The organism is Lutimonas vermicola (assembly GCF_038433205.1).
GTDB lineage: Bacteria > Bacteroidota > Bacteroidia > Flavobacteriales > Flavobacteriaceae > Lutimonas > Lutimonas vermicola.
Genome location: NZ_JBCDNA010000003.1, coordinates 413,870 through 432,214, shown reverse-complemented (window position 1 = coordinate 432,214; position 18,345 = coordinate 413,870). Strand labels below are relative to the sequence as shown.

The 18,345-nt window shown below is 38.4% G+C and carries 17 protein-coding genes; 9 read left to right on the top strand and 8 right to left on the bottom strand.

The features are described 5' to 3' along the window. The first annotated feature begins 185 nt into the window (after nt 1-185). Complete coding sequence (locus tag AABB81_RS13925; RefSeq protein WP_342161164.1) at nt 186-1,529, top strand: deoxyguanosinetriphosphate triphosphohydrolase; 1,344 nt, start codon at nt 186-188, stop codon at nt 1,527-1,529. Nucleotides 1,530-1,537: 8 nt separating this feature from the next. Here AABB81_RS13925 and AABB81_RS13920 read toward each other — a convergent pair whose 3' ends face one another. Both AABB81_RS13920 and AABB81_RS13915 read right to left on the bottom strand, forming a co-directional pair. Then, nucleotides 1,538-2,842, bottom strand: a complete 1,305-nt coding sequence (locus AABB81_RS13920) for a DUF3078 domain-containing protein (RefSeq protein WP_342161163.1) — start codon at nt 2,840-2,842, stop codon at nt 1,538-1,540. Nucleotides 2,843-2,864: 22 nt separating this feature from the next. Continuing rightward, complete coding sequence (locus tag AABB81_RS13915; RefSeq protein ID WP_425287347.1) at nt 2,865-4,652, bottom strand: 1-deoxy-D-xylulose-5-phosphate synthase; 1,788 nt, start codon at nt 4,650-4,652, stop codon at nt 2,865-2,867. A gap of 57 nt (nt 4,653-4,709) precedes the next feature. On the opposite strand from AABB81_RS13915, the gene murI reads away from it, so the two are divergent. Beyond that, nucleotides 4,710-5,498 (top strand): glutamate racemase, encoded by a 789-nt coding sequence (gene murI, locus AABB81_RS13910; protein WP_342161162.1) that lies wholly within the window; start codon nt 4,710-4,712, stop codon nt 5,496-5,498. A 2-nt stretch (nt 5,499-5,500) separates the two neighbouring features. Further along, nucleotides 5,501-5,950: a nucleoside deaminase gene (locus AABB81_RS13905; protein ID WP_342161161.1), complete on the top strand. Its 450-nt coding sequence runs from the start codon at nt 5,501-5,503 to the stop codon at nt 5,948-5,950. On the opposite strand, the gene AABB81_RS13900 is transcribed toward AABB81_RS13905, so the two are convergent. Then, nucleotides 5,947-6,180, bottom strand: a complete 234-nt coding sequence (locus AABB81_RS13900) for a hypothetical protein (RefSeq protein ID WP_342161160.1) — start codon at nt 6,178-6,180, stop codon at nt 5,947-5,949. The genes AABB81_RS13905 and AABB81_RS13900 overlap by 4 nt on opposite strands. A gap of 65 nt (nt 6,181-6,245) precedes the next feature. Between AABB81_RS13900 and glpQ the strand changes: the two genes are divergently transcribed. Then, a complete protein-coding gene (gene glpQ, locus AABB81_RS13895) occupies nt 6,246-7,226 on the top strand; it encodes a glycerophosphodiester phosphodiesterase (protein ID WP_342161159.1) in 981 nt (326 codons plus the stop codon). On the opposite strand, the gene AABB81_RS13890 is transcribed toward glpQ, so the two are convergent. Further along, nucleotides 7,223-9,013 (bottom strand): chloride channel protein, encoded by a 1,791-nt coding sequence (locus AABB81_RS13890; protein WP_342161158.1) that lies wholly within the window; start codon nt 9,011-9,013, stop codon nt 7,223-7,225. The genes glpQ and AABB81_RS13890 overlap by 4 nt on opposite strands. An 83-nt stretch (nt 9,014-9,096) precedes the next feature. Continuing rightward, on the bottom strand, nt 9,097-10,845 hold the full coding sequence (aspS, locus tag AABB81_RS13885; RefSeq protein ID WP_342161581.1) for an aspartate--tRNA ligase: 1,749 nt from the start codon (nt 10,843-10,845) through the stop codon (nt 9,097-9,099). A gap of 199 nt (nt 10,846-11,044) precedes the next feature. Between aspS and rsmI the strand changes: the two genes are divergently transcribed. From rsmI to AABB81_RS13870, 3 genes are read left to right on the top strand one after another with little or no spacing between them, the layout of a single operon-like run. After that, nucleotides 11,045-11,728: a 16S rRNA (cytidine(1402)-2'-O)-methyltransferase gene (gene rsmI, locus AABB81_RS13880; RefSeq protein WP_342161580.1), complete on the top strand. Its 684-nt coding sequence runs from the start codon at nt 11,045-11,047 to the stop codon at nt 11,726-11,728. A gap of 16 nt (nt 11,729-11,744) precedes the next feature. Further along, nucleotides 11,745-12,782, top strand: coding sequence for a dipeptide epimerase (locus AABB81_RS13875; RefSeq protein WP_342161157.1), 1,038 nt, complete (start codon nt 11,745-11,747; stop codon nt 12,780-12,782). 31 nt (nt 12,783-12,813) lie between these two features. After that, on the top strand, nt 12,814-13,242 hold the full coding sequence (locus AABB81_RS13870; protein WP_342161156.1) for an OsmC family protein: 429 nt from the start codon (nt 12,814-12,816) through the stop codon (nt 13,240-13,242). Between the two features lie 14 nt (nt 13,243-13,256). Here the strand turns inward: AABB81_RS13870 and AABB81_RS13865 are convergent, their stop codons facing one another. The 3 genes from AABB81_RS13865 to AABB81_RS13855 form a co-directional block, all read right to left on the bottom strand. Continuing rightward, on the bottom strand, nt 13,257-14,048 hold the full coding sequence (locus AABB81_RS13865; RefSeq protein WP_342161155.1) for a polysaccharide biosynthesis/export family protein: 792 nt from the start codon (nt 14,046-14,048) through the stop codon (nt 13,257-13,259). Nucleotides 14,049-14,121: 73 nt separating this feature from the next. Beyond that, nucleotides 14,122-15,465 (bottom strand): UDP-glucose dehydrogenase family protein, encoded by a 1,344-nt coding sequence (locus tag AABB81_RS13860; protein ID WP_342161154.1) that lies wholly within the window; start codon nt 15,463-15,465, stop codon nt 14,122-14,124. A 2-nt stretch (nt 15,466-15,467) separates the two neighbouring features. Then, complete coding sequence (locus AABB81_RS13855; RefSeq protein ID WP_342161153.1) at nt 15,468-16,010, bottom strand: UpxY family transcription antiterminator; 543 nt, start codon at nt 16,008-16,010, stop codon at nt 15,468-15,470. Between the two features lie 138 nt (nt 16,011-16,148). Here AABB81_RS13855 and AABB81_RS13850 point away from each other — a divergent pair, with 138 nt between their 5' ends. Beyond that, the gene (locus AABB81_RS13850) at nt 16,149-17,243 is read left to right on the top strand and encodes a glycosyltransferase (RefSeq protein ID WP_342161152.1); all 1,095 of its coding nucleotides are present in this window, start codon (nt 16,149-16,151) and stop codon (nt 17,241-17,243) included. Continuing rightward, nucleotides 17,236-18,345, top strand: a complete 1,110-nt coding sequence (locus tag AABB81_RS13845; RefSeq protein ID WP_342161151.1) for a glycosyltransferase family protein — start codon at nt 17,236-17,238, stop codon at nt 18,343-18,345. The genes AABB81_RS13850 and AABB81_RS13845 overlap by 8 nt, the downstream gene beginning before the upstream one ends.

Sequence of the window (18,345 nt, the reverse complement as noted above, 5' to 3'; positions counted from 1 at the left end):
TATTAAGGTCTAATTAGAAGATAAATATAAAACAGAAAACAGAATAATTACCATTAAATAAAAATATTGTTGCATAAGATTACTTATCGAAAGTATCTGCAAGGAATAAAATCACCTGTAAGAAGGCTTAACTTTCCTGAAAAAATATACAAAATAATGTATCTTTCCACCCTTAAATTACAGACATGAACTGGGAAAAATTACTCTCTTTAAAAAGATACGGAGATCAGACCATTAGAAGAAGAATCGATCAGGATGAGGCCCGGCTGGGTTTCGAAGTTGATTTTGACAGGATCATTTTTTCTGATTCATTCAGGAGCCTGCAAGACAAGACCCAGGTAGTTCCGTTATCAAAAACAGATTTTGTTCACACCAGACTTACCCATAGCCTTGAGGTTTCTGTTGTAGCAAGGTCCTTGGGTCGTATTGTTGGAAAGTATGTCATTGAAAAATATCCGGAATTGGAAGAAAAGGGATTCCGCTCAAACGATTTTGGAGCCATTGTTGCTGCTGCTGCCCTATCTCATGATATCGGGAATCCTCCCTTCGGACATAGTGGGGAAAAGTCGATCGGGGAGTTTTTTTTATCGGGGAAAGGTCAACAATTCAAAAACAATCTGAATCCAAAACAATGGCAAGACCTTATTGATTTTGAAGGAAATGCAAATGGTTTTAAGATTCTTTGCGAGTCAGTAAACAACATACAGGGTGGATTAAGGCTTTCTTATGCAACCTTAGGGGCCTTTATAAAATATCCTAAAGAGTCATTGCCAAAAAAACCCAGCCAGCATATTGCTGATAAAAAATACGGCATATTCCAGTCTGAACTTGATTTCTTTAAGGAACTTGTTCACGAATTAGGGCTCAAAAAAAGGGGGAAAGACACTAATGTGTCATTTTCGAGGCATCCTCTTGCCTATATTGTCGAAGCTGCTGATGATATATGCTATACCATAATAGATTTTGAGGATGGCATCAATTTGGGATTGATATCCGAGGATTACGCTTTGGAATATCTGATCAACCTGGTCAGGGATACGATCAACACAAAAAAATACAACTCCCTTCAAAATACCAAGGACCGTATCAGTTATCTAAGAGCCCTTGCCATAGGAAACCTTATTCAGGAAGCTGCTCGAATATTTATTGAAAATGAAGATCACATCCTTAAAGGGGATTTTAACCATTCCCTGCTTGAGAAGTGTAAATATGAAGCACAGATCAATGATATCATTAAACTGAGTGTAGATAAAATCTATCAAAGTAAAGAAGTGATTGAAAAAGAAATAGCTGGTTACCAAGTAATTGCAGATTTGCTAGATGTTTTTCTTACGGCGGTCAACAATAAACATGCTCACAGGCTTTCTAATTATGACAAACTGGTTTTGATGTTGTTACCCGATAAATACAAACAAACATCGGATGACCTGTACAGCAGAATCCTCAGCATATGCAATCTTGTAGCAAATTTCTCAGACAGTTCGGGCATTTTACTTCATAAAAAAATTAAAGGGATTGACCTGGTTTAATGCCCGGCTTAGAAATTGTAAATAATACCAATTCCCAGCTGTTGCTTTAACTGTACTCTGGCTCCAAGGATTTCAACTTCACCTTCTTCATTAGTCTCTTTGATTTTTATATCATTATCGTAAATCATGTGACTCCTGAAACTGGCTTGAAAAACTTTGTTGATCTTAAACTGAAAACTCAATACCCAATCAATATCAATGTTTCCAAACTCATTAATATAATCTGAGTAAAGGTCAAGGTCATTGACCATTGCCACGTTAGGGAAAATCTCCTTCTCCCATTTTGTTCTTATGAGAATTCCCAGTTCGTGCCGTGCATTTTCCCCTGGTTCTACCCCAAATGCGCCTTCGTTTGAAAGACTTTCGTCAAACACATAAGTCGATTTTAGGGTAAGTGGCGATATATAAACAGAAAAACGTTCTTCCTTTAAATTGAACTGGCTTCCAATTCCCAAATGAAAATAAGCAGGCGCGAAGAATTTCGAAATTGCTTCTTCGTCGTCAGGATTTTTATATCCATCCGTAAATTGTGTTCTGAAATTGACTTGAGCAGAAAAATACCAGTTTGACAATGTGTCTTTTCTGTAACCAAAAGTGGAAGTCAAACGTATTTCGTCATCTGTTTTGATCAAACCGGTATTCTGCTGATTATTCAAGCCATATCTTGCTGATATTTCACTACTCCAAAGCGTGTAAAGTTTTTCGTAAATTCTGGCAAACTGGACCTTAAATAAACCCGAAACAGAATTTTGACCTCCGGAGTTCCAATTGACAAAGGCTACTTCATTCAGATCAAAACCAATGCTGTTCTTATGATCCCACCAGACAGGTTTCTTGGCCTTTTTGATCCTTTTTATTTTTATAAGCTCAATGGCATTAGAAAACCCTAAAGTATCAATACCATATGTTTTTATTTTTGAGAAATACTCTATTTTCTTGGGTAATGGGATATAGGAAGTGTCGGAGGATTTTTCGTCAATTACCATTCTGTACTTTGGCGTAATGAGAATGTCCCGGCCATAGATTCTTTTTTTTGTTGAATCTATTTCTATGTTGTAATAAGGCCTTAAAAGAGAATCCAAAAGTGCTCTTTCAATATAGATCATCCTGGGTTTTTGTATTGAATCAGCTCTGAGGCTGCCTGGCTGCCTGTCATTTTCGGGATGTTCCTCCGGCACCATTATGATACTGTCAATGCTTTGACTGATCACTGTGGTGTCAATAACAATTTCAACCTGCACAGAGTCTCTGACCTGGGCATTGACCGCAGAGACAAACAATAGAAAAAAAACTATTTTGATTGTTCTAATCATCGGTTAAAATCGATGCGCGAATTTAACAATTTTTATTAATTCTGGTTCGATCGATTACCTTTTCAATGCTTTTTTGATCCAGGCCAACCAATTCATATAATTGTTGCATGCTTCCGTGTTCTATAAATTTGTCTGGGAGGCCCAAACACTCTATACCAACATGGTCTGCCTTTTTTATGTTTTTATAGGCCAAAACAGCAGCACCAAAACCACCTTTGACAGTACCTTCCTCAATAGTGATGATCATTGTATAGGTCTGAAAGATTTTATCAAGTAAATTTTCATCAAGGGGTTTTACGAAACGCATGTCATAATGTGCCACATTGCTGTACGCTTGTTTCTTACATATTAATTGGACGGTTTCTCCAAGTGGGCCAACTGATAAAATCGCCAGATCTTTTCCTTCTTTGATTAACCGGCCCTTACCTGTTTCGATTCTGTTAAACGACTTCCTCCAGTCTACATGTCTTCCCCGCCCTCTGGGATATCTAATGGCTACTGGGCCGTTTAAATCAAATTGCACACTAAATAGCATATCCCTTAACTCCATAGCATTCATTGGACAAAAAACAATCATATTCGGAATACAACTCAGGTAGGCCAGGTCGAATGCTCCGTGATGTGTTGGTCCGTCTTCACCCACTAATCCGGCCCTGTCGATGCAAAAAACAACAGGCAAGTTTTGCAGGGCCACATCGTGAATGATTTGGTCGTAGGCTCTTTGAAGAAAAGTTGAATAAATGGCGCAAAATGGCAGCATTCCCTGTGTGGCAAGCCCGGCGGCCAAAGTAACCGCATGCTGTTCTGCAATACCAACATCAAAAGCTCTATCAGGAAACTTTTCTATCATGTACTTTAAGGAAGAACCCGTTGGCATGGCCGGGGTTATCCCAATAATTTTTTCATTGCTTTCGGCCAGTTCCACCAGGGTTAATCCAAATACATCTTGAAATTTAGGTGCCAAATCCAGCTCCTTCTGATCAATTAGTTCTCCAGAGAATTTATTAAATGGACCCGGGGCATGATAAGTAACCTGATCGTCTTCGGCTTTTCTCAAGCCTTTGCCCTTTCGCGTTATCACATGAAGTAACTTAGGCCCTTTTATGGATTTAAGCCTTTTCAACTCATCAATGAGGTCATTTAAATTATGGCCATCAATGGGTCCTGAATAAGAGATGTCGAAGGCCTCAAATACATTTTTCTGATGAATATCCTTGCCTTGTTTGACAGAAGTAAGATAGTTTTTTAAAGCTCCTACGTTCGGATCGATCCCCATTTCGTTGTCATTTAAAATGATCAGCAAATTGGATTTGGTAACCCCTGCATGATTCAATCCTTCAAATGCCATACCACTGGCAATGCTGGCATCCCCTATGACAGCAATATGGTGCCTGTTATTTTCTCCTTTTAATTTTGAAGCTATTGACATCCCCAAGGCAGCGGATATGGAAGTCGAGGAATGACCCGTTCCGAACGCGTCAAAAACGCTTTCCCCTAATTTTGGAAAACCTGAAATTCCTCCAAATTCGCGGTTCGTATGAAATGAATTTCTTCTCCCCGTTAAAATTTTATGAGGGTATGCCTGGTGTCCTACATCCCATACCAAAAGATCGTTGGGGGTATCAAAAATATAATGAAGTGCAATCGTAAGTTCAACAACTCCTAAACTTGCACCGAGATGGCCCATTTTAACAGATACCACATCGATAATAAATTCCCGAAGTTCCTGTGCCAACAAACTGAGTTCTTCAATAGATAAATTCTTCAGATCGCTGGAATTGTTGATATTTTCTAAATATTTTTTAATCACGGATACAAAACTACAATTATCTTTGGTGGAGCCAAAATAATAAGTTTCATATATTCTATGCGTAATAGCCCAATCGGAATTTTTGACTCAGGAGTGGGAGGATTAACCATTTATGAAGAGATACATAAACTTCTGCCACATGAAAATATTATTTATCTGGCTGACAGCAAGAATGCCCCTTACGGTGAAAAATCCAAGGAGGAAATCATTGATATCAGCGTTAAGAATACTGAATTCCTGCTGTCAAAAGGCTGTAAACTGATTGTTGTGGCCTGCAACACGGCTTCAACAAACGCAGTTAAATACCTAAGGGATCATTATGCTGTTCCTTTTATAAGGGTACAACCTGCTATAAAGCCTGCGGCATTGAATTCGAAAACCAAGGTTGTGGGAATTCTAGCCACCAAAGGAACGCTGAAAAGTGAGTTGTTGTTTGAAACCTCTCAAAGGTTTGCGCAGGGAGTGGAAGTCGTGGAGCAAGTTGGTGAAGGTTTGGTTTCGTTAATCGAATCAGGTAAAATGCACAGTTTGGAAATGACGAATTTGCTCCGTAAACATATCGTCCCCATGCTTCAGAAAAATATAGATCATCTGGTCTTAGGTTGTACACATTATCCTTTTTTGACTGACCAAATCAAAGAGATTGTAGGTGATCAAGTAACTATTCTGGATTCAGGAGAGGCTATCGCAAGACAAACCAAGGTCATCCTCGAACAGGAAAATCTTCTGAATCTGGATATAGGTGAGATTAGCAGGGTCTTTTATACGAATAAGGATACGCTGGTCATGCAACAGATCCTTGATGAATTTGATGAGGGATTCAAAGCGCTTAAAACCAATTTTTAGAGATGGAAAGTCCGTTTACACATGAATATTTTATGAAAAAGGCTTTATTGGAAGCAGAAAAAGCTTTTGAAAAAAATGAAGTCCCCATTGGAGCCGTGATTGTAATTGGTGAAAAAATTATTGCAAGAGCCCACAACCTGACCGAAACCCTAAATGACGTTACTGCCCATGCTGAAATGCAGGCATTTACTGCTGCTGCTGATTATCTTGGAGGAAAATATTTGAAAAAATGTACCCTATATGTTACTTTGGAACCTTGTCAAATGTGCGCCGGGGCAAGTTATTGGACACAAATTGATCAGATCATTTTTGGGGCGTTTGATCCACAGAGAGGGTTCCGGCATTTCAAAACTACATTACATCCTCAAACCAAATTTACAGGTGGGATTTTAACTGGTGAGTGCAGCGAAATCATCAATAGGTTTTTTATAGAAAAAAGAAACCTGAATTAGTCCTCTTTCTTCTTGTCTGGCGGGTTCGCAAAGTCTTTAAATGAATAATTCTTAAGGTCTTTGTTCTTATATCGGTGATAAATAAACAAAGGCATGAGAACAAATGCAAATACCAAAACACCAACACCTATGAATTTTTCTCCAGACCCTGTAGCAGATGAATTTAAATAATACCCATACCCTATAAGGCCAAGCGCCAAAAAAAGTGTCAATGTTAAGACTGTTTTCATACGAGTAAAAGATTTAGCTGCAAAATTACAAAATGTCTTATCTTTAATCTTAAATATTTTCAGATTTGATCAATTCATTGAAATATATAACTCTTTTAGGGTTAATCTTGTCATTCTCGTGCACCATGTCAACTCATAATTTGTCTAATAAAACAGTGATTGCCCACAGAGGGGCTTCAGGCTATGTTCCCGAACACACAATGGAATCCAAAGCCATGGCTCACGCTATGAATGCCGATTATATTGAACAGGATGTTGTGCTGAGCAAGGATGGTGTTCCTATTGTAATTCATGATATCTACCTCGAAGAAGTGACAGATGTGGCTCTTGTATATCCTGAAAGGTCCAGAGAAGACGGCCGGTTTTATGTCATTGACTTTACTTTGGACGAATTAATGAGGCTTTCGGTTCATGAACGTATCAATCTGATAACAAAAAAAGCCGAATTCCCAAATCGCTTTCCCCTGAATAAATCAAATTTTAAATTACACACCTTACAGGATGAACTTGACCTGATTCAAGGTTTAAATGCCAGTACGGGGAAAAATGTCGGTATTTATCCCGAGATTAAAAACCCGGGGTTTCACAAAAAAAATGGAAAGGATATTTCAAAAATCGTGCTTGAGGTGTTAACCGACTTTGGTTACACGAATAAATCAGACGCCTGTATCTTACAGTGCTTTGATGCCGGAGAACTTCAAAGAATTCGGCAGGAATTGCATTCTGAACTCTTTTTGACCCAGTTATTAGAATTTCCCGAAAGCCTTGACAATCTTGAAAAGTATGCAGGCTATGCAAATGCCATAGGTCCTTCCATTGAGCAACTTGTACTGACATCACATGGGAAAACCATTCAGGGGAAAAAAGATTTTATCAAACGGGCCCATAATTTGGACCTTAAGGTTCATGCCTATACCTTCAGAAAGGATGAACATCCTAATTTCGAGAGTTTTGAGGCCTTGCTTCAATTCGCTTTTAACGATTTGGAACTTGATGGGGCATTTACCGATTTTCCTGATCTGGTCGTCGGTTTCTTGCAACACTAAGTGTTTGTTACATGTATTAATTTTCTTCTGTACGCTGTGAGCAATCTTGACTTTGAGATATACCCATAATATTTTCCGTTTTTTATAACCGGTAGATTCCAGGCTACGGTGGTCTTGAATTTTTTCATGATTTCCTGAGCATTATCTTTGTCAATATCAATAATTCCCGCGTCAGCATGCATCAGGTCCGAAGCAATGACTTTATCGTAGATTGTCGTGTCAAACATAATATGCCTGATATCGTCTAATCTAATAACGCCAAGGAATTCACGTTCCTCATTTACAACGGGAAAATGATTTCTGGATGACTTTGTAACTGCATTTTTAAGTATATCTCCCAATTTCATTTCAGGGGTCAATACGATAAAATTTGTTTCAATAATTTTTTTGAGGTCCAGCATCATCAAAACATTATTGTCTTTGTCATGTGTAATGAGCTGACCTCTCTTGGCCAATTCCGCAGCATATATATTATGAGGAATATACTTTTTTGTTATCAAAAACGATATTGAAGCAACGATCATTAAAGGGACAAAAAGCTCATATCCTCCCGTTATTTCTGCAATTAAGAATATGGCCGTCAGTGGCGCATGCAATACTCCTGCCATTAGTCCGGCCATTCCAACCATGGCAAAATTCGTCAACGACAGCTGATGCGTGAATAAATTGCTGTTGTTGATAATTATTGCCGTCAAATATCCAAAAACACTTCCCGTAAAAAGCGTCGGGGCAAATACCCCTCCAATACCACCGGCACCAAAGGTCAATGACATCGCCACTACTTTAAACAATACCAATCCTGCTAATAAAGAAACGACAATCCATATATTATCTGTTAGGGTATGAAATATGTTATTCTTAACAACTGCCTCAATATTACCCTTAAGAACATTGTTTATCGTAACAAACCCTTCCCCAAACAGAGGTGGAATAAAATACACAACCGTTCCTAACAGAATACCTCCTATCAACAAACGTTTATATGGATTCCCAAATCGCTTAAAGAAATTCCCTATGCCAAAATATACTTTGCTGAAGTAAATGGAAACTAAGGATGTCGCAACTCCTAAAAAAACATAAAAACTCACATCCGATAGATGAAACTTATCCTGAACCTGGAAATGCAGCAACACATCATCTCCAAAAAAGAAATACGACGTTAAAACAGCGGTGATTGAAGCCAACAGCAAGGGTATCATGGAAGCCAGAGTCAATTCCAGACTAAATATTTCAACGGCAAAAACGATCGCTGCGATAGGCGCTTTAAAAATTGAAGACATTGTACCTGCGGCAGCGGCACCAATCAACAAAGTGCGCGTTGTTTGATTTAGGTGAAAAAGACGCGAAAAATTCGATCCGATTGCGGCCCCGGTTGCAACTGTTGGTCCCTCTAATCCAACAGATCCTCCAAAACCAACCGTTAAAGGAGCGGTCAATAAAGAAGCCCACATCATACGGCGAGGCATCAGTCCTTTTAACTTGGATATGGCATATAAAGTAGAAGGGATACCGTGTTCTACATCTTTTTTTACAATGTATTTGATGCTTAGAAGCACCAAAAGCAACCCGATGATCGGAAAGATAAAATAAAACACATGATGTATCTCCCTGATAAATTCTCCTTCAAGTAATTCCTGAATAAAGTGTGTTAAGTTTTTAATGGTTACAGCAACCAGTCCTGATAACAGACCAATAACCGCACTCGCTATGCTGATAAATTGTTTATTGGAAATATGCTTATACCTCCATTTTAAAAACCTTACTAATAAACGTTTGCTGTCTGGCATAGGTAAAGGTTCACTGAAATTTCATCATCAAACACAAATTAATCATCTTTTCAATTTCAATTTATTTAAAACTGTCCGGCACTTTATACATCTGTTATTAAGTGCAACTCTTTTAATTGAGCTTCGTCAATCCTTGAAGGTGCATCAATCATTACGTCTCTTCCGGAATTGTTTTTAGGAAAAGCAATAAAATCTCTTATCGTTTCCTGACCGCCCATAATGGCCACCAATCTGTCAAGCCCGAAAGCCAAACCTCCATGAGGCGGTGCCCCATACTCAAATGCATTCATCAAAAAACCAAATTGATCCTTGGCTTGCTCTTTCGAAAACCCTAACAGGTCAAACATCCTCGACTGTGTTTCCTTATCAAATATTCTTATGGATCCACCTCCTATTTCATTTCCGTTGAGCACCATATCATAAGCATTAGCACGGACCCTTCCAGGTTCTGATTCCAACAAGTTCATATCCTCCGGTTTTGGAGAAGTAAATGGATGATGCATGGCGTGATATCGCTGAGTCTCTTCATCCCATTCCAGCAAAGGAAAATCCACAACCCACAAGGGTGCAAATTCATCTGGTTTTCTAAGGCCCAGTACCTCAGCCATTTCCATTCTCAGTGCACTCAGTTGAGTTCTGGTTTTATGCTCTGCTCCTGCCATGACAAGCAGCAAATCTCCTTTTTCTGCATTCAATCTGTCTGCCCAGCCTTTTAGCTGATCCTGATTGAAGAACTTATCTACAGAAGATTTAAAGCTCCCATCCTCATTGTATTTGACCCAAATAAGTCCATTTGCCCCTATTTGTGGTTTTTTAACAAAATCCACCAGCTTATCAAGTTGCTTTCTTGAATATTCGGAGCAACCCGGGACGGCTATCCCAACCACTAATTCCTGTGCATCAAAAACGCCAAAGCCTTTCCCTTTGGCAAGATCATCCAATTCACCAAATTTCATTCCGAATCTTATATCCGGTTTATCATTGCCATAAGTCTTCAAAGCCTCTTTATAGGTCATCCGCGGAAATTCATTGATATCAACTCCTTTGACCTCCTTTAAAAGGTGTCTCACAAGGCCTTCAAAGGTATTTAGTATGTCTTCCTGTTCCACAAATGCCATTTCACAATCTATTTGTGTGAATTCAGGCTGTCTGTCGGCTCTTAAATCTTCATCCCTAAAGCATTTTACGATTTGAAAGTATTTATCAAGGCCGCCAACCATCAATAATTGTTTAAATGTTTGCGGAGATTGAGGCAAGGCGTAAAACTGACCTTGGTTCATTCTGGAGGGTACCACAAAATCTCTCGCTCCTTCAGGCGTTGATTTTATCAAATATGGTGTTTCCACATCAATAAATCCTTCCATTGCAAGGTAATTTCTAACTTCCATAGTCACCTTTGAGCGAAAAATCAAATTCTCCCTTACAGGATTCCTGCGAATATCCAGATACCTGTATTTCATTCTCAGTTCATCTCCCCCATCAGTTTCATCCTCAATGGTAAAAGGAGGTGTTTTCGATTTGTTCAGAATAATCAAATCACTCACTAAGATTTCGATATCTCCGGTTGCCATTTGGTTATTCTTGGCTTCCCGTTCAATCACTTTGCCGGTAATCTGTATGACGAACTCACGCCCTAATGAACGTGCACTTTCAACCAGGTTTACATCTGTTCTTTCACCATCAAAGATCAACTGCGTGATTCCGTATCTGTCTCTAAGATCCACCCAAACCATAAATCCTTTGTCTCTAACTTTCTGAACCCAGCCAGATAGCTGTATTTCCTGCCCGACATGTTCCAATCTTAACGCCCCGTTGTTATGACTTCTGTACATAGTAATGTTCATTTTATTGAAGCTGCAAATTTAATCAATTAGCTAAGAGTTTCGTGTTTTTGGGACAATTTTTAATTAGATGTCATCACAGTTTCGATTATGTAATTTTTGCTACAGAAATCACTTTACAGTATCAATTGCCTTTAATTAACTTTATATTTGCATAAAACTCAGTTCCGTGAATTCAGACAATACTCAAATTTCAAAACTTTATCTTGTGCCTACGCCAATTGGAAACCTTGAAGATATTACTTTAAGGGCGCTGAAAATTTTGAAGTTTGTAGACGTTATTTTAGCTGAAGATACACGAACTTCGGGCAAATTACTCAAGCATTATGAAATTGACACCCCAATGCTTTCGCACCATATGCATAACGAGCACAAAATGGTCGACCGCATCGTTGACAGGATCCTTGCCGGAGAAAATTTCGCGTTGATCTCAGATGCAGGAACCCCGGCTATATCAGATCCCGGGTTTTTACTCACAAGAGCTTGTATTGAAAAAGGGGTTGCTGTGGAATGTTTACCCGGCGCCACTGCTTTTGTTCCTGCAATAGTCAATAGTGGTTTTCCGAATGACAAGTTTATTTTTGAAGGTTTTCTTCCTGTAAAAAAAGGAAGGCAGACAAGACTAAAGATGCTGGCTCAGGAAACCCGAACCATGATCTTTTACGAATCACCACATAAATTGATCAAAACGCTGCAGCAATTTGAAGAATATTTTGGAGAAAATCGCCAGGTTTCTGTTTCCCGTGAATTGACTAAATTATATGAAGAGACGCGAAGAGGCAGCATTAAAGAAGTTAAAGATCATTATATTGAACATCCTCCCAAAGGCGAAATTGTAATCGTCCTTAAAGGAAATTCAAAGAACAATCAGTAAAGGTTTTTGTTTGGCTATGAAACTCGTTCTAAGAACATATAATTTGCAATTAAAACACACCTTTACTATTTCCAGGCAATCTTTCGATAGCAAAAAAGTGCTGATCGTTGAGTTAAAAGATGGCGGATATTCAGGTTTCGGAGAAGCCTCTGAAAACCCATATTATCATCAAACTCTGGACACAATGATTGATGACCTGAGCAGGGTAAAGAACGAAATAGAATACGGACTTCATGAAACTCCTGAAATTTTTTGGGGAAGAATGTATCCCTTGTTAAAAGAAAACATGTTTGCCCTGTGCGCACTTGACATTGCCTACCACGATCTTTATACGAAGAAAATTGGGAAAAAGTTATACGAATACTGGAACTACAGCATCGACAATAACATTCTTACGAATTTCACTATCGGTATTGATAAAGTTGATAATATGGTTCTTAAGATGAAAGAAACGCCCTGGCCAATATATAAAATCAAATTAGGAACCCAAGAAGATCTGAATATCATCAAGGCGCTGAGAAAACATACCGATGCCATCTTCAGAATTGACGCAAACGGAGCCTGGGAAGTTGAGGAAACACTGCAGAATGCAGTGGAATTTAAAAAACTTGGCGTTGAGTTTCTAGAACAACCGCTTCCCGCTGAGGATTTAGATGGAATTAGGTATCTTTTTAAACATTCAGCCTTACCCATTATCGCAGATGAAAGCTGCCAGATTGAAACTGATGTTGACGCCTGTTTTGAAATGTTTCACGGCGTCAATGTCAAATTGGTAAAATGTGGAGGCTTAACTCCTGCGAGGCGAATGCTGGCAAGGGCCAGAAAATTAAACATGCAGACCATGTTAGGTTGTATGACCGAGTCGTCTGTAGGGATTTCTGCCATAGCTCATTTGCTGCCTGTCCTTGATTATGCTGACATGGATGGAGCCTTGCTCCTTCGCAAGGATATCGCCAGTGGGGTGACTATACATAAGGGAGAAGTCTTTTATTCAGTTGCAAAAGGAACAGGAGCTGCACTTTTAAACAACAAACCGATCACGATGATCACTTAATATATTTTTAACCTAATTTTTATAAAACAATATGGGACAACAGATAAAAACACAATGGGAAGGAAACATGCTTTTCAATGCCGACACTTTAGGAGGGAATTTTAAAATCGATGCTGCACCTGAATTTGGTGGCAAAGGAAAGGGCGTTAGGCCAAAAGCCTTGATGCTGACTTCTTTGGCGGGATGCACAGGAATGGATATCATATCCCTTTTAAAGAAAATGAGGGCTGAAGTTGAAGGTTTGGATATCAATGTAACCGGAGAGCTTACAGAGGAACACCCTAAAATCTACAAAAAAGTATATTTGGAATATATATTTTACGGAAAAGACCTTAAAAAAGATAAGATCGAAAAGGCAGTGCAATTATCGGATGAGAAATACTGCGGCGTCATGGAAATGTTTCGTCAATTCGCAACGATTACAACTGAAATTAGATATATAGAAAAAAAGAGCTCCTGACAGGAGCTCTTTTTTTAGTTTGAGTTGGAAGAAGTATTGATGATGGTAACCACCAAAGCCGACACCGAGATCAACAGCCCGAAAGCTGATAACAATACGCCTGTCTGCGCGCCAATAGATGAATTCTTGGCTCTTGTTTTATTTGGCTCTACGTAAACCACATCATTTTGTGACAAATAATAAACGGGTGAGTTAAATAATTCATCCGATTTTAAATTTACTCTTGTATATGTTTTTTTTCCGTCATAATCCTGAATGACAAGAACATTCTCTCTCTCTCCGTAAATGGTCATGTCACCTGCCAGAGAAATGGCTTCCACCAAGGTAATTCTTTCATTTATTGCAGTAAAGGTTCCAGGTCTGTTAACCTCTCCTAAAACGGTGATTCTGTAATTGACTGTTTCAATATCTACAATGGGATCCTTAATATAAACTGATAATTTTTCCTGTAGCATTTCTGTTGCCTGGGTTCTGTTTAACCCGGCCATTTTCAATTTACCCAGCACAGGAAAATTAACGTTCCCGTCAGGATCAACCCGATAGGTCTGAATTCTTTCTCTTCCACGCGCATCTAAATTATCCAGAGATACACTTACAGAAGACTTATTAAATGGTCTCGCCGCCTCTGCATCCAGGGCGTTCACGATAATAATCAATTCATCATCTATATGATAGGTAGGAGAATAGCTGTCTAATCCAATTGAGTTGTCAGTACTGTTCATCCCATTAAAATAGACCACGTCATCTTTTGTTGCACAGGAATGCAACAATCCGATGAATACAATTAAAGCAATAATTTTTTTCATAACGAGGGGTTTTCTTAACGAATATACTTATTTATTTTAATTATCCAAATGTACACTTCTAATTTAAAGCACATTAGACACTTACGGTTTCGGTCCTTTTGCCTATTTGATAATATTCAAATCCTTTGCTTTCCAACCTTAGATGTGAATACTGGTTTCTACCGTCAAATATGATCGGCTCAACCAATTTCATTTTTAATTCCTCAAAATCCGGTGAACGAAATTCCTTCCATTCGGTTAAAAGTATCATGGCATTGGCATCTCCCAGAGTTTCATATTTTGAATCATAATAGCTAATATTGGGGGTATCTTTTAAATAAAAAGTCTGTGCTTCATGCATTGCTTTTGGATCATAGGCCTTTATTTTAGCTCCACGTTTTACCAATTCCTTGGCAATATAAATAGCAGGAGCTTCTCGCATGTCATCGGTTCCTGGTTTAAAAGCCAAACCCCAAAGGGCAAAAACCTTCCCTGATAAGTCGTCTCCAAATCTTTTAACAATCTTTTCGGCAATCACTAATTTTTGCTTGTCATTCACGGCTTCAACCGATGAAATCAACCCTGCATCATAACCCTGATCTTCGGCAATTTTTTTTAAAGCCTTTACATCTTTCGGGAAACAAGAGCCTCCATAACCACTTCCCGGATATATAAAACTATAGCCAATTCGAGAATCAGATCCAATCCCGATCCTTACCTGATTCACATCTGCATCAACCAATTCGCAGATATTCGCAATCTCATTCATAAAAGAAATCTTAGTGGCCAGCATGGCATTGGCAACATATTTGGTCATTTCAGCCGATCTCACATCCATCTCTATCATTCTGTCATGATTGACAGTAAACGGCGCATACAGATCCCTCATGGTCTCAAAAGCCATGTCATTATCAGCCCCGATAACGATTCGATCGGGCTTCATAAAATCCTGAAGAGCAGCCCCTTCCTTAAGAAATTCAGGGTTTGAAACCACATGAAATTCTATGTCTTCATCGCGCTGTTTAAGTTCCTTACTAATGACCTCTGCAACCTTATCAGCGGTTCCAACCGGCACAGTGGATTTATCAACTACTATAATCGGTTTGTGCATCTTTTGCCCTATCTCGGACGCCACGCTTAAAACATATTGCAAATCCGCCGATCCATCCTCTCCCATAGGCGTTCCCACAGCAATAAAAATCACTTTGGACTTTTTCATTCCAACTTCCAGGTTCGTGCTGAAGTGCAAGCTCCCGTTTTCGACATTTTTTGCAACCATGGCTTCCAAACCAGGCTCATATATAGGTATGATTCCTTTTTTTAATTTTTCAATTTTATCCTGGTCTATATCTATGCAAGTAACATGGTTACCCATTTCGGCAAAACATGTTCCGGTAACTAAGCCGACATAACCGGATCCTACTACAGTAATATTCATAATCAGGTTTTTATAGTTTCTCCTTTTTGAATTTTTCTCAAAAAACTCAAAGGAATATTTACATTAAAACAACTTCCCAAGGAGTCAATTTTAACAACAACACGGTGGTTCTTTCCTTCTCTCAAGCAGGTTGCAATCAAACCCATAAAAGGACCATTGATAACCTCTACATCGTCTCCACTGGAAAGGTTGATACTACTTGAAATCTGATGGTTTTCGCCAGTACCACTCAAAATCCTTAAATTTTCAATTTCGACAGGTCTGATTTTTGCAGGTTTCCCCAAGTGCTTTAAGACATTTACAGTTCCCTGTATAGGAAGTGTTTGATAAAGATCCTTTTCAGGTAAATACACGAAAACATATGAAGATATTAGGGGAATTTCAATGGTTTTTTTCCGATCACTCCATTGTCTTACGGTCTTAACCAAAGGTAAAAAAGCTTCAATCTGTTGATCCAGCATTCTTTGGTACACTTTTTTCTCAGATCTTGGCTTGGTAAAAATAGCGTACCAATTGGGATTGTCATCATTTTTATTCAAATTCATGCGTCAAAGTGTTTATTGAACAAAGTTCCTTATTTTTCAAACTTTCACATTAGACCAGCAAATATAATATTTAATATATTTACCATTCAATTATAATCCATAAATCTCTAATCATTCAACCTCAATAATTTCAGGCTTTTGAACAGGATCATCATATCTGTAACCAATGATTTTGCAACCGATCAACGGTTACTTAGAACTTGTGATTGTTTTAACGAATTGGGCTATGATATATTGTTAATTGGAAGAAAATTGAAAAACAGTTTTGAAATCAATCTCCCATATAAAACACATAGGTTTCGTCTTTTATTCAACAAGGGGTTCTTATTTTATGCTGAATACAATCTGAGGTTGTTTATTAAATTGTTATTTACCCGGAAGGATCTTCTTTATGCAAATGATCTTGACACCCTCCTGCCGAATTATCTGATGAGTAAAATAACTTCTTGTGCTTTGATCTATGACAGTCATGAGTATTTTACGGAGGTACCCGAATTAATCTCCAGACCGAAAATCAGGTCATTTTGGATAAAACTTGAAAATTCGATCTTTCCCCGTCTAAAAAATGTGATAACTGTAAATCAAAAATTAGCTGATATTTATAGTTCAAAATATAAAGTCCCCGTTACAGTGATCAAAAATGTCCCCAGATCTGCTGTCGAAAAAGTTTTTGATCCTGTTGTGGCTTTAAGTGAAGATCAGAAAATGGTCCTGTATCAAGGATCCTTGAATATGGGCCGGGGGCTCGAACTGATGATAGACGCCATGATGCATTTAGAAAATCACCTGTTGGTTTTAGCCGGTGGGGGAGATATCCTGGATCAGCTTCAAGTAAGGGTATTAGAGAATCATCTGGAAGATAAAGTCATTTTTCTTGGGAAATTATTGCCGGAACAACTTCAGGGCGTGACCAATCAGGCCGATATCGGACTGAGTCTTGAGGAAGATCTCGGATTGAATTACAGGTATTGTTTACCCAATAAAGTGTTTGATTACATCCAGGCACAAATACCTGTTCTGGTATCTGATCTGCCATTGCTGAAGGAACTTGTATCAACCTATGCCATTGGAGAATGTCTGACACAAAGAAATCCCGAAAGCCTTGCGTTCTCAATTAAAAATATAATACGGCATAAAAATGATTACCGGGACGGGTTAATAAGCGCATCGGGACAATTGAACTGGGAGAACGAAAAAAAAGTATTCACCGAATTTATCAATCAAATTGACTAAAAAACTACATGTTATCTGTTTTGACGTGCCTTTCCCCGCAGACTATGGAGGTGTCATGGATGTGTTTTGCAAGATTAAAGAATTAGCAAAAAGCCGAACTGAAATCTATTTGCACGTGTTTCAATACGGCAGGAATGAACAATCGATTCTGAATCAGTATTGCTCCGAGGTGCACTATTATAAAAGGCATACTTCGGTTTTCAGAGCCATGGGCTATTTGCCCTATATCGTTCAATCAAGAAGCAGCCATCAATTGATCAAAAACCTGAAACGGATCGATGCCCCTATTCTTTTTGAAGGCTTGCATACCACATTGATTTTGAGAACAAAACTTTTTAAAGACCGAAAACTCCTCGTAAGAACCCATAATATAGAACATCAATATTATAAACAGCTTGCCGCGAATGAATCCAATCTACTTAAAAAATCCTACTATTGGATAGAGGCGCTAAGGCTAAGATACTATGAGAAGGTTTTAAAACATTGCGATCATATTTTACCGCTTTCAATTGTTGAAGCGGCATATTTTCAAAAAAAATATGGTGGTAAAGTCACGTATTTAGCCACTTTTCATCCTAACAAAAACGTACATGAATTGTCTAAAAAAGGCTATTTTGCCTTGTTTCACGGCAATTTAACCGTCACTGACAATATGAAGTCAGCGCATCTTCTTATCGATGTTTTTAAGTCTATTCACTACCCTTTGGTTATTGCCGGTCAGAGTACTGATAAAAAACTGTTGTCCAGAATCAAACAATATAAAAATATTAGCTTCATTTCAATACAGGACGACGACCAACTTCTGGAATTATTTCACAGGGCCCAAGTCAATGTTTTGTTTTCTTTCAATAACTCGGGTGTAAAACTAAAATTGATCAATGCGCTTTTCCAAAGCAGGTACGTCATTGCGAATTCCAAAGTAACTGAAGGCTCTGGTTTAGAACCACTATGCATTACCGCCAACAATAAAAAGGAAATCACAAATGAGTTGTTAAAAATTATGGACAAGGATTTTTCAGAGAAACAAATCACCTTGAGAAAGGAAATACTCAGGGCGTATAATAATGAATCAAATGTAAAAACTCTTTTAGACCTGCTGTAA